Source organism: Bacillus sp. B2-WWTP-C-10-Post-4, assembly GCF_009183805.1.
In the GTDB taxonomy this organism is placed as follows: Bacteria; Bacillota; Bacilli; order Bacillales; family Bacillaceae_G; genus Bacillus_A; species Bacillus_A cereus.
The window spans coordinates 1-13,641 of the sequence record NZ_WEII01000098.1; the positions used below are offsets into that span (position 1 = coordinate 1).

Here is a 13,641-nt window from a genome sequence, read left to right on the forward strand (position 1 = left end):
TGTCATAACATTATTTTATAAATTGAATTTCATTATAACTATTGTTAGGTATCTAGTAGTAGCTCGTCCTAACAAAACAAACGATTTAATAGAGCCTTATAAATCAATAATTTATAAGAGATTTATAAGAGTAGTTTTCATCTCAACTTCAACGTACAAAATGAAGTACCTCTAAAAATTAAAATGTCTTATTAATTTTTTCAGGTTTTACAACCACCACATCAATGTAATAGTATATTAAAAATAATAAGTATTTAATTTAGTTTAATTCAATATAAGAGGTGTATGCATTGTCCGAGAAAGTGTATAAATATAGAAGATCAGGTACCCAAAAACATTTTCACTTAAAAGAAGCTGACATATTTGTCTTTACAGTTTTATATTACAAAAGAGCACTTACAACAAGGCAAATCACGCAGTTATATAGTGCATTTGAGGGAAGAGAATGTTCTGAAGCTAGCATATTTACAAAGCTTGACCGGTACTCACAATATGGAGCTATGTTAACTAAAAGAATAGATAAAAGGGCTGACAGTATTACGAAACGCGCTTTATTCTCCTTAAAAGAAAAGACAATTGAATTCTTATTGGAAATAGGAAGAATTCCCAAAAAAAGTTCAAAAAGACGGTACTCAAGAACAACTTCTCTTCACACTATGTGTTCTCGTGAAGTCATGATCCGTACTCTTTTAGCGACTACAAAGAAGACACAAACCAATGAAGTATTATATGAATTGGATATTCGTTCTTTTTACCAGAAAAAAAATATAAAAATTGAGGACAACCAATTGGCCTTGATTCCTGATGAACATATTTCATACCAAGATAAAAATATCCATATTGAGATGGACATGTGCAAAGAGACAAATTCTATCTTAGTTGAAAAAGTAGAGAAGTACATAGAATATGCAAAAAAAACAAATGAGGATGTAACGGTTGTCTTTGTTATGTACGACAAATCAATGTTCCTTGCTGAAGATGCAGAACCGCCATACATACGTATGAAAAATCTATTATTTTCTATGCGGAAGCATCATGAATTATTAATGAATATACCAAATCTAAATGTACACATTTGCTCATTGAAAGATGCTGGGGATGTTATTTCAGATATCATTCTAGGAACAAATGATAATCAAAACTTGGAACAAGATATTCTTTTTCCTTTATCTCAACGTACAGTAGGAGATGTCAATTGGCGTTACACTTTTGTCGAAAAAATTCAAACGTTTAAAGAATCAATAGATGGTGGCCTTCGACGCACATACAAGAGAGATAAAGCTTCTATTCAAGATTTCTTTTTTATTTTTGGAAATGAAAATGATTACCGAATGATTGCAAGATTAGATGATGTCGTGTTTTCAAGAAGGGATGGAGATGAAGGCGTTCCGCTTGTAGTTATCTATCCTAAACGTGAAAATCCTAGAGATATTCTACTGATGGACACTTATGATAATGTACTACTTCTATCCATTCAAAATACAAATATAGCAACCGATGAACAGATCATGGTACATGCTGCAAATAACGTTAATCCGAAAAGACGTAAACTTGTAGAATTATATTAATCGTTTATTTATTATATGTTTTTATATATCTTTATTGATTTTTATTATTTAAGGTGATAGAATAACGTTTGAACTAAACACTCAAAACTACAATCAAATCAGAACATATGAAATTAAGGCAAGCGACACACGCTGTTTTTACAGTGGGTGTCGCTTGCCTTTTTTTGTATGGAGAAAGGTGGAAGTGGAAAATGACAATGAACTTACAATTTGCAACAACTACTGGGGGAGTGCTCTCAGCAAGAGAAGCATTTAAAACTCCAGAACTAGTCCTTAAACATATTACAGAAGGGGGAGCTAAATTTTGCGTTTCCCTACAAGATATCAAAATTCCAGGGAAACCTAATTATTATTGGTACGATGTAATAATTGAAACTGCGGTGAATAACAAACTAGAGATAAATATTGCAGTACTTTCTCAAGAAGAATATAACCAATTGTGTGAAGGAGATAGTATTGACTTATATTTAAAACAAACTGAAGATGCAGCGAAGTTCTTTCTAAAAAAATCAAAGGAACAATTCAAGCCAGAACTTCATAATCGTTTTACATTACACCATAAAGCTCAACTATGTCTTTAAAAAGTAGGTGAACCCTTATGGAGACATCTAAGCAAAGATTACCATTATACACTACAATCGCCTTAATTAGCGGATTTATCCTTTCATTTGGATTTGGTGTAGTAAACTATATCCAGTTACTCTACTATGCATTTGAACCACCGTCTTATCCTATAGAAATTACATATGTACCACTATTTTTAATGTTCTTCTCTTTGCTATTAGGAGAATTTAGTTTTAGGTTCTACAGCCGTATCCCAGCTTTACAATTTCAAAATGGCAAGTTATTAATTTTAATTGCTTCTCATATTGCAGTAGATATTCAGTTTTTATGGTTTGCAACTACTCCTATCCATGCGAAAGTTATTCCTTATCTTATGAATAAAGCAAAACATGTTAATTTTGGTGAATATCAAGCAATAGGGGATGTATTAACAGGAAATTTCCATACACTCACCATGATATTTGTATTCTTACCGACCGTATTTATGATTTTGTTTACTCTTTGGTATAGTGGCCATATTATCCGTTACAGAGAAGAAATCTTAAAGTGGGTACAAAAATACGAATATAAAAATCATAAGTTGCAAAAGTGGTTTAATAGCCAAGAGGAACAAATATATCCTGATGTTGAGATAGGTCCTCATATTAAGCACAAAGAAATGATTCGAATTAAGGGGAAAGATAGAACCCTAAATGGAATTATTATTGGTCCTATTGGTTCTGGTAAGACATCTAGTTTAATTATTCCAATGATTAATCAAGATTTACACTGGATGGTACGTTTTATAAATAAGTTTGAAAATACGTATAAAAAGAATAATTATGATACAGAAGAAGTAAAAGGAACATTTTTAAATGGGATAACTGTTATTGAACCGAGTAATGATTTATGTCAAAAGGTATTTAAATTAGTACAAGCACACAAGATTCCTGAAAGTTCAATTTATTATATTGATCCCACAAACCCTGATACCAAAAACATTAATATTTTACGTGGACCAGTTGATAAAGTAGCCGAGGTTTTTGCAATGGTTATCCAGGGTTTGTCGGAATCTAATAATGCATTCTTTGAACAAGCACAACGGAACCACCTTAAGCAACATATTTATTTATTAAAACTACATAACCCACAAAAAGATGTGACCTTTGATGACTTAATAGATATGTACGACGATGTAGAACGTGTACACCGTATGCACAAACTATTAAAAGTACAGGTAGAAAAACTATATGATTTTGTTCAAAGTGGTGTTGCTTCACGTGACCAAAAAAACGAATATAAGATTATAAAAGGTATCGATGAATGGTTCGATAATACCATTCGTGAAAAAACAGGTTTCCATGGGGAACCTGCCGTTTATAAATCTGGAAAATATCGTGGAAAACCAATGCATTATGACCGGGAAGAAGAATATGTAAAAGGTTTGCGTAACATCTTAAAAGATTTAGCCTCAAATGTTTTAATACGACGTGTTTTATTTGGAAAATCAGATTTTGATTTTGATGTTCACTTAGAGCAAGGTGGTATTTTACTAGTAAATACAGCCAAAGGAGAACTTGCAGATCTTTCTAATGTACTAGGAAAATTCGTATTACTAAGTATGCAAAATGCTGTATTCCGAAGAGAACCAAATATTTCACCATACCATCATATTATTGTGGATGAATTCCCTGATTATGTTGTGCGCCCGTTCAAAGAGTTCCCTGCACAATCTCGTAAATATAAAGTCATTCTGACAATTGCAAGTCAAACACTATCTCAATTAGCTTTAGATTTCACAGAGCAGTATATGTTTACTTTATTAGGTTCGTTCCGTAACAAGATGATATTTGGTGATGTAACACCATATGATGCGAAAATTTTCTCTGACATGTTTGGTGAAACAGAGGAATTTAAAGAATCCGAATCTGAACAAGGGATCTCTCCTATGCAAGAGAACCCCGTTAGTCGCTTAGGTTCGACATATCAAAAATTAAAAGAAGTCGTTATGTCACCAGGAGATATCATGGCACAAGGTGCCTTCGTTTGTGCTGCACGTATTGTACAAGACAATCATGTACAACCTGTACAACAAATTACTAGTAACTTTGTACCCAAAGAGGAATTTGCTCAAGCAATCATTCAAGTAGAGCTTAAGTCTGGACAATATTGGGAAACTGAACGTCTACGACTCATTGAAGAATCTATCGCAAAATCAAATCCTATGAAACATGTAGATGCAAATAATATAAAACAGATAGAATCATTTCCACCTATGCATGGTGATAAAATAGGACAAAATCAGTCCATAGAAACAAACAATAATAGTACATCGATATTATTAAAGGGCTCTCAAATCAATACTACTCCTTCATCTAATACAGATTTAGATAATACAACTTCACGAGGAGAGAGCATTCCAAACGAAGACATAGAAGCCAAGCAAGAGGAAACAAGCTTCTTTAAAGATATCCTATACGATGATGTAGTATCCTTTGTTAAGGAATCAGGGACTGCTTCTATAAATGCACTACAGAACGCATTTAAAATCGATTATACACGTGCTTCAAGATTACAAGATGCCTTACAACGGAATGGCGAGCTGCCGAATATAACAAAGGAGACACATATGGAACTTGTAAGTCCTAAAAAAAATATGGAGCTAGCAGAACGGAAGAAAGAGGTATCTAATACTATGTTGGAACCAAAAAGGGATATAGATTACCCAATTCATTTAGGAATTCCTGTAGAAACTCATCCATTGCAAAAAAAGCTTCTAACAGAGGGACTTATAACCACAGTATTAGAGGAAACAAAAACAGATATGAAAACTAATTTGAAACCAGCTACAAAAACAGTTAATCCCACTAAAGAAAATAAACTTGATGAAGAGGTTGCAAAAGTTTACGAATCTATTAGCATTACTGTTCATCAAAACTTAGAAAAGAATATGGTAGAGAACACTAGAAATAATGAAGAGCAGCATGAAGATAAACATATCGACTATAAAGAACGCAAAAAAAACTTAAAAGCCAAACAAAAGAATACGTATAACAATACAAATTCACTACTTAATAAAAACCAGCAACAAAAGAAAAATACATCTAATGTAATGAGTAAGGAATTAGATGATTTTTTTGATTAATACCTATAGAAACCTAAAATAAATTTTTATTCAAGATTATATTTTTAGGGAAAATCTAACTTAAATTAGGAGGAAAGGTTAGATATAGTATTTTAACTTTTCCCTTTTCAAAAAATAATACTTGCACAAATTACATAAAAACGTTATATTTTAATTAATAATTATACAAATAAAACATGACTTACGTGAAGGACACACCTTACGTACCATTCCAACGGTACAGGTGTGTCCTTTTTTACGTTCTAGGAGGAAAATATAATGGTTGAAGATAAGGTAAATACTCATATTACAAAAGAACTAGGGATGGCATTTGAACCGGATAACACGCTAGAGGACATCTTTATAGAATCAACTTTCAATCAATTTGAAAGAATACGTGAACATGAATTAGAAGAATTAGCTCGTATGAAACGTGAACGTACTGTAGGGAAAGGCTTAATTACCATAGTATCTGAAAAATTATTCCCAACTAAAAACGGGACATCTGAGCGGATACAAGTGCTCACAATGCAAATTGGTACTCATACGACAGCATATTGTCCACTTACAGAGGCAGGTATAAATATTCCTAAAAATCCTCAATGGCTGATAGGTAAAACAAAACCCGTTATTATTGAGCATTTCCAAAGAACTGAGGAAGGGAACTTTGCTGTTGTATCTATCACCGCAGGAGAACTTGCACTGCAAAGAAAATTATATGAAGAAATAGTAGAACAAGAGGGGAATAAAGTATACACAGGAACAGTTTCTGGACATATTCCATCTGCACAAACAATTCTGGTTGAAGTTCATGGTGTAACAGTGGGAGTAAGATACTCGCAATGGTCCCATTCATTCGTTCGCTCGGCGGATATTATTATTGGTGATGTTGTAGAGCTTATCATCGATAAAGTAGTGGAAAAGGATGGGCGCTACGAGTTTAGAGGAAATAAAAAGAAACTAGAAACGGATCCAATGGAAAAATTATTAGAATTAAACAAACGACGTGACCGCTTTGTAGGTAAAATTGTAGGTGTAGATGCTATTGCTGGGATTTTCGTAGAAGTTGCACCAGGTATTCAGTTTAAAGGGCTAAAAGGTCGTAATCTGGCAAATCCAACCGTGGATGACGCAATAAACCAAACAATTGTTACATGTGAGCTGCTTAATATTGATGCTAAAAATAGAAGAGGAACTGTACGTATCCTAAATTATCCGCAAGGCCAAAGTAAAAAATCTAATTCGTCAATTTACCAATTTTAATCGATGATTATGCGTGCAATAGAGAAACAAATGTATACTTATATTCCTTCTATTCCTCATTTATCAAGTGAGGATGTACAAGGACTTCAAATATATCGGATACATGATTTGGATAAAACCTATGTATTCCACTCTTATGACGAATTAGTTAAGTTTAAGCAGCTTTTAACAGAGGAACAATATGCTATACTCAATTTTATTGGTGTTCATACATCCGTTCGGTTTAATCATTTATTATATCTATTCAAGAATAAATTTTCGCGGAAGAAAATTAATAATGCAATTCAAGGATTACTTTACTATCAATTTATCGAAAAATGGCAAGTAGAAATTTTGGATATAGAAATCTTTGAAGAAACATATACCTTATCAAATAATGGATTTAAACTACTAAAATACTGGCAAGGAAATATGTTCTTCTTTGCCCCAGAGCGTCTTGACAATCATGGTAAATATGTTCACCTGCGTTATTGGCATGACATAGACCTACTTTGTCATTTACGCTACGCTTCTTCATTTTTAGGTCATATTATGCATCCATCTATTAGTAAAGGGGTTTTTACCCCTTCTTTAAGTTTTATAGTAAATGGAGGAAAAGAACGTAAATTTAACTTTGTTGTATACTCCACCTTATTATCTGATCAAAAGAATCGATTAAAACGAATAATTGCTAGATGGAAGACTTTTGTAGAGTCAGGAAAAGATGTTATTATGCAGGACTTAGGGAATAACCCTACAATCTTAGTTATTTATGTTTCTACTAAAAAACAAGCAAAGCAAATTAATAATGAACTATTACTTGATTTAATTCCTGGTAAAGTATTGTTATGCATAGGGGAATCTTTACATTTTCAAGGATTACAACACGCTTTTTATCAACCTCTTGCAGAAGGGGAGATCAAACAATTAGATACAAAGCTATTTATAGAAAACTAAGCCACCATACAAGCTTTCGCTTTAAGGGTGGCTTGTTTATTTTATAATTAGCTTGGAGTATTCAAAAAAACTTAACAAAATTAATAATCCTGTATCTACCTCTATACAAAGCACAGATTTTGCGAAATAATATTCTTTGACACCTGTTAATAAAATAACATTATATACAAATATAGTTATTTCATTGGAGGAATATACAAGAAAGGAGTACTATATTGCTACGTATACAAAGAGGGTACATGTACGATCCTGATGATAATGAGGTAATAGTAAATGAAATTTTCTATGATGGTACAGCAGAAAAAAAGTTAGGCAGTAAAATGGGTGTATTTGATGCAGTTAAAGTACCTGTTGCTATTTTTCAAAAGGTCCAGGAAAACGAAAGTATGACCTATATGGAAAGTGTTGAAGTAGAAGAAAAAAATATAAAGGAAATACTTTGTTATTTAGTTCAAAATCAAAAGCCAGAAAAGCTATATTTTGAAATACAGTACATGAAGTAACTCCAGGGATTGAATATAAGAGGGGATTTATAGCAGGGGATTCAGGGGCATTATTATACAATACATGTGGGATCTGCATATAAACTTCCTTCTTATCCCTGTTCTATTGAAAATAATTGAATATAATATAAAAATAGTTTAATATAAATCTATATTTATTGTTTAATTGATTCCGTTTATTCCCACACCCTATGTGTTGTGGTTGAGTTTTAGAAACAAGTTGTATTCTTGTTTCAATTATGAAAGGGCTTCTTTGAGCCGATTAGTGTATATATAGCTTATTTTGCTATGCACATTTTAATCGACTTGAAGAAGTCCTTTTTGTGTTGTCTTCGAGTTAGGAATCACTTATACATAAACTTTTAGGACTAAAAGTATGCTAAATGAGAAAACACATATTTTGTGCTTTTTGTTTAATTTAGAGGGGAGATTATATGAATTTTTACAGAGCATAGCATAAAAAAATATGGATAAACGCACATATTTCGTGCTTTTTATTTAGAAAAGAGGATATTTATGATGAAATATGAACATGCAATTACTTTAGATAAGCCAACATTATCAATAGGGGAAATCATTTAAAACTTTCAAAAGAAAAATTAATTAACACGTTAAATGTTATGAACTTACTATCTATAAAATCAAACCTTTATATTATTGTAAATCCCAAAATTTAACTATTAGGTAAGGTAATAAGAATCAATTCATACTGGCATTCGAAAGAGAAGAACAAGGGAATCTAAATATGTAAAGTACTTGTTGCAATGCTAAAAGCACAAGGAATTAGAATATGAAACTTGAGAGGAGTTATATAATATGATTACAGTTAATCGAGGATACATGTATGATCCAGATGATAATGAAGTCTTAATTACCGAAATTTATTATGAAGCTGCTACAGATACTAAACTAGGAAGTAAAATGAATAACTTATCTTACTCATCCATTCCTAATGAGATTAAAGAAAAAATAGAAGCAACTGCTTCATTATCCTATGTGGAAAGCATTGAGATGTCTCAGCCATTAGCTGTCGTATATCAAAATGAAATTAACATGTATGGAAAACCAGAAAAATTATACTTTGAGTATACAAACATTTAAAAAGAAAAAAGACATTGAACAGTTGGTTTCAATGTCTTTTTTCCTTTTAAACTATAGAGAAACAAATGGTTAAGGCTTTGTTTGGCATCCTATAGTGTTTTAGGTGTGTTATACTTATATTTATAAATTATAATATTCCGTAGAATGTTAGGTTTGTTTGCTACTATTCGATATATATAACTGGAGGGAAAATTATGGTTTTTTTTAAAAAGGCAGTATGTGGTGTTTGTGATATAAAGGTTGGTTTAAATCGTTATAAAATACTAAAATCTGACGCATGGCTATGCCCAGATTGCTTTCATAAAGCAGGTGGCTTGGGTGTTGTAAGTGTAAGTACGGACACTATCGAAGAATTGAAAGCTACAATCGATGCAAAGGTAGCAAAACTTGCTGAGGATCCATTGTCATGCGCTGAAGGAATGTATCAATTCTGTATAGATAATACATTCGGTTCTGGCTTTAATGAAAAGTGGGGTGTAAAACACTTCAAGGTATTAGAAGATAACTTGATGAATGGCGAAAAAATTCATATGACTTATATCGGAATGCACGATTATCAATCTACAACAAAGCATGATGGTTATTATGCCTACGCCATAAGTAATAAACGCATTATGTTCGGACAAAAAACAATGACTGGGGAAAAATTCAAAGCAGTAGATCATGAAAAGATAAATGATATATCTTTTGAAATAGGGATGTGGTTAGGCTTTCTAACAATTGATACTCCGCAAGAAAAGATCAAAGTTGCGTTAGATAAAGATTCAGCAAAATCCATTAATAATCATATCCATCAAGTTCTAGATGCTTTAAAAAGCAAACCTACTGAAGCTCAACCACAAGCAGTATCTGCTCCAATATCAACAGCAGACGAATTAAAGAAATTCAAAGAGCTGTGCGATATGGGTGTTATTACAGAAGATGAGTTTAACGCCAAAAAGAAGCAGTTACTTGGTATATAAATACAAAATAAACAAGGCAAGTATATTAGAGGGAAAAAGACATTAAACGTATTTGTTCAATGTCTTTTTTATTACACTGCAGAGAAGCATGTATAATAAATATTGTAAATGAAATAGAAACTGCATCCTATACGAATTATTGACTAACCTAGAGTTTCTTTTTAGATGACAGTTTATTTAATTTTTAGCGATAAAAGCCAATAATTTAAAATTGAGACATCCTATTTCTTATAATCTGACTAATAATTTTTGTTACCTAGGACAAGGATACCAAGGTGCTGAGGAGGTACTAAGAAAAGTACGAATTTTCCCAAAGTCATCATAAATATTGCGTGGAATAGTCCAAGTGTGCGTGACAGTATAGTTCTTTAACCTACAATCAGGTGATACAATATCCCGCCATTCAGTAAGGAACCCTCCATCTTTGGTTAAATAAAGAATCTTAAAAACCGGATTCCACACTACTTCCCCCAAGAGGGTCCTGTTGTTATTTAGGATGTATGAAAAACTAACTTGACTACTCTTATCAGAATTTAGCATAACTGTACCAGTAACGTTAGATATAGACATAAAAACATCGCTTTTATCTCCAGTACTACTGTTGAATACAATCCAGCCTGGGGCAAAGTATATTTTAGTTAAGCGGATATTATCCAATTCAGCAATTTTTAAGACTGTGTCTTTTGGTTCAAATCCCATAAAATATCCCCTCTCATCCAAAAATATATTCATTGTATGAATGTATTTTTGTCCTAGTAAATTGGATTTAACTATTTTTAAAAATTAGGCAGTATTACTACTTTACTTAAATCTAGAATACATAAGTTGTCATGAACGAATTATTATTTTGAAGGAGATGAAATATTAATGCATATAGTTCCGTGTTGTCATCTACAGGTATATACATCATTTACACCAAATCCTATGCAGTATATTCCATATGGGTCATGGAATACTTTTGTACAGCTCAACCCACAACCACTACCTCCTGGTACTTTTGTAGAACTCAATCCACAGCCACTACCTCCAAGATATCATTATTAAAAACAAAGGCTTTCTAAAAAACTTAAATTGCGGAGTACATCTAAAGACCACTGGAAAGGTAATCTTTAGATGTATTTACATACAGAACATTGCTTCATATACAACTACAGAGGAACAAAGCATTCTATTACAAGTAACCCCTAATTTAACTTTCACTTACCTTTGGACTTTCGTCCTTCATAAAGTTAAGGAATAAGGTATCAGTGATGATGGGTTCTAACAAGACTTCAAGAAGGTTTACAAATGTTATTAAGCATTGAAGGACGTTGAGAAATAAGGGCACAATATGAAAATAAATATGTAATAGTAAGGAGAAGAGAAGCGCATATATAATATACTTAAACGTCAATATAATTCTATTTTCCAAGGGGTGATTTGGATTAACGAGGAAGTACAAAGAGAGCTAAACCTATTAGTACAAAAAATTTGTGAGACCGTGTCTTCTATCCAAAAAATTATCCTTTTTGGCTCTCATGCTTATGGTACACCAAATAAAGATAGTGATTTTGATCTTTGTATTATTGTGGATGGTGTAGGAACAAGAAAAAGAGAAGTGATTAATCTTATCAATTGGGGTATTTACGATGTGATGGAAACACCAGTTGATATTTTAGTATATGGACCTGAAGAGTTTCAAGAACGTGCTAACCGTAATGTAACCATGGAATACAAAATTGCACTAGGGGGGCAAGTTTTATATGAAAAATACTGAGGATCTAGAAGAGTTGCTATTCATTGCAAAATCTATTTTAGATTCTGCTAGGTACTTAACTCACATGAAACCTTTCCCTGCCTCAGTTATTTGTTACCATAGTCAACAATGTGTTGGGAAACCTCTAAAAGGATTTCTTACACTAAACATTAGAACAGCCCCTAAAACTCATAACCTTTTAATGCTGCACAAATTTTGTCTTAAATTAGATGAGGAGTTCTCATTGATTTTAGAACAATACGTGCAGCTGAATGGTTATGTTACAAACATTCGTTATCCGTATTTTGAAGCACTTACTGTCCAAGATGGATTAATGGCTCAACATGCTCAAAAAGTAATGAGTTTCTATAATGAAAAATTAAACAAGCTAAATATACATGAAATTGTGATTGATTAAAAATAGAGGATATGTATAAGAGAGGGTTCCTATAGCAAGGGACTCTCTTTTTCTATGTAAAAAAGAAGGGGCAAGTTATATAATGATGAATACTTATAGAGAAATTAAAGAGGAAATGAAAAAAGTCAATTTATCTCAAGATTGTTGTTTTGTAGGTTAAAGTGGGGAAAAGATAGTCCGTTGTCACTATTATGTAATACAATTGCTGAGATTCTGCTAGAGAACCGTACAAAACCTATTGATATCTTGGCTTCCTAGGTTGGAGTAGAAACACTTCTATGATTGCTGATATCTCACTGACATTACAAAATATCTAGGCTAATACAGATATATAAGCAGCTAATCGCTTGTTTATACACTTCTAAACCTCTCGTGATAACAGTAATTAAGAGCCTTGCCTAATAAGACAAACAATGAATGTATTTCGCATTTGCTGCGCCAAGATACGTCTATTCAACCCTTCACGTTTTAATTCAAGTCGAATCATCTTTTGTATTGCAACCTCAGACAAAGCCTTTGGCGCATCTTTTTCGTAAACTCAACGATATGTTCCCTGATTAAAATTAAATGCTATAAACAAAGGATTATCTGTATACCGTCTAAGCCTTACATGTTCAGGAATAGTTATATAGTATTTGTAAAGATGCTTTGTATCTTCCTTGGTTAAGGAAACAGACCAAGTTACACCATTTTCTCCTGGAACAATTAAAGAGCAAGCTGTATATGGCTCATATTAGGCGATACAAGCTCTTGTAAGGACAACCCATAGTTTACTACTAAATCTATTATAAAAGCGTTTCTATCCATAATAAGAGGGCGGTATTTAACTTGTCTTTCTGTTAATCCTTTTGTTGAAAGTATAGTTTGTTTTAATAGTTTTTTTTCTGCTTCGATTATAAAATCCTTATTACTTAGTGATTGATCAGGAATTAAGGAGAGGTGAAAATCATCTACTGAAGTATAAACATGTTCAATTTATTTAAGAACCGTCATATTCTGTGCCTTATTTTCTAGCTCATAGAAATACTCCTAATAATTTTCTTTAGGTAGTTCACTCCATGATTTGATATGTAGGAGTTTCTCATTTACTCTTAGTCACTTATAAAAACCTTTAATATCGTAATTATAACGTTCAACCCTAGATTGTTTATGTCCATTTTCTGCTAAATAAGCAGAAAATGCTACTCCTAAACTAATACCCTTGTTCTTTATAATTACCTAAATTCTTATCATATATTATAACAAAAAATAAGTGAAAGACCTGCTACCGCCCTTTGCTGCGCTCGGTTGCTGGCATATAAAAAAGGAAAACGGACAAACAACCCTTTTCCTTTTTTATATGTTGTTTTTTATTTTCAATGACAAAAAGACAAATCTAGTCCTAATAAGGATTCATAGATTTGTCCTTTTACATGGGAGTAATGATATGTTTAATTACCATTATTATAACGATTTTTACAAATATTTTCAATTAGGTCTGACATCTTA

Annotated in this window: 11 protein-coding genes and 1 pseudogene; 10 read left to right on the forward strand and 2 right to left on the reverse strand. The window is 32.3% G+C overall.

From position 1 onward, the window contains the following. Positions 1 to 290: 290 nt before the first annotated feature. The 8 genes from GBN78_RS24300 (at position 291) to GBN78_RS24335 (ending at position 10,000) form a co-directional block, all read left to right on the forward strand. Complete coding sequence (locus tag GBN78_RS24300; RefSeq protein WP_001291941.1) at positions 291 to 1,568, forward strand: replication-relaxation family protein; 1,278 nt, start codon at positions 291 to 293, stop codon at positions 1,566 to 1,568. A 107-nt stretch (positions 1,569 to 1,675) separates the two neighbouring features. Beyond that, positions 1,676 to 2,149 carry a hypothetical protein gene (locus GBN78_RS24305; protein WP_152127782.1) on the forward strand — a complete coding sequence of 158 codons (474 nt, stop codon included), beginning with the start codon at positions 1,676 to 1,678 and terminating at the stop codon, positions 2,147 to 2,149. Between the two features lie 17 nt (positions 2,150 to 2,166). Then, entirely contained in the window at positions 2,167 to 5,256 is a 3,090-nt protein-coding gene (locus tag GBN78_RS24310) for a TraM recognition domain-containing protein (RefSeq protein WP_152127783.1), read from the forward strand. A gap of 258 nt (positions 5,257 to 5,514) precedes the next feature. Next, positions 5,515 to 6,498 (forward strand): hypothetical protein, encoded by a 984-nt coding sequence (locus GBN78_RS24315; protein WP_000228952.1) that lies wholly within the window; start codon positions 5,515 to 5,517, stop codon positions 6,496 to 6,498. Positions 6,499 to 6,507: 9 nt separating this feature from the next. Then, positions 6,508 to 7,434 (forward strand): hypothetical protein, encoded by a 927-nt coding sequence (locus tag GBN78_RS24320; protein ID WP_193224755.1) that lies wholly within the window; start codon positions 6,508 to 6,510, stop codon positions 7,432 to 7,434. A 215-nt stretch (positions 7,435 to 7,649) separates the two neighbouring features. Beyond that, the gene (locus tag GBN78_RS24325; RefSeq protein ID WP_152127785.1) at positions 7,650 to 7,937 is read left to right on the forward strand and encodes a hypothetical protein; all 288 of its coding nucleotides are present in this window, start codon (positions 7,650 to 7,652) and stop codon (positions 7,935 to 7,937) included. Positions 7,938 to 8,753: 816 nt separating this feature from the next. Continuing rightward, positions 8,754 to 9,038 carry a hypothetical protein gene (locus GBN78_RS24330; RefSeq protein ID WP_000633815.1) on the forward strand — a complete coding sequence of 95 codons (285 nt, stop codon included), beginning with the start codon at positions 8,754 to 8,756 and terminating at the stop codon, positions 9,036 to 9,038. Positions 9,039 to 9,232: 194 nt separating this feature from the next. Then, positions 9,233 to 10,000, forward strand: a complete 768-nt coding sequence (locus GBN78_RS24335; protein WP_000231143.1) for a PH domain-containing protein — start codon at positions 9,233 to 9,235, stop codon at positions 9,998 to 10,000. A gap of 252 nt (positions 10,001 to 10,252) precedes the next feature. Here the strand turns inward: GBN78_RS24335 and GBN78_RS24340 are convergent, their stop codons facing one another. After that, on the reverse strand, positions 10,253 to 10,699 hold the full coding sequence (locus GBN78_RS24340; RefSeq protein WP_000505330.1) for a hypothetical protein: 447 nt from the start codon (positions 10,697 to 10,699) through the stop codon (positions 10,253 to 10,255). Positions 10,700 to 11,369: 670 nt separating this feature from the next. Here GBN78_RS24340 and GBN78_RS24345 point away from each other — a divergent pair. Continuing rightward, positions 11,370 to 11,756 (forward strand): nucleotidyltransferase domain-containing protein, encoded by a 387-nt coding sequence (locus GBN78_RS24345; RefSeq protein ID WP_033667292.1) that lies wholly within the window; start codon positions 11,370 to 11,372, stop codon positions 11,754 to 11,756. Then, a complete protein-coding gene (locus GBN78_RS24350; protein WP_000798816.1) occupies positions 11,743 to 12,153 on the forward strand; it encodes a HEPN domain-containing protein in 411 nt (136 codons plus the stop codon). Before GBN78_RS24345 ends, GBN78_RS24350 begins: the two co-directional genes overlap by 14 nt. A 391-nt stretch (positions 12,154 to 12,544) precedes the next feature. Here GBN78_RS24350 and GBN78_RS30720 read toward each other — a convergent pair. Then, positions 12,545 to 13,368 (reverse strand): annotated as a pseudogene (locus tag GBN78_RS30720) (integrase); the annotation flags it as partial. Between the last annotated feature and the right edge of the window lie 273 nt (positions 13,369 to 13,641).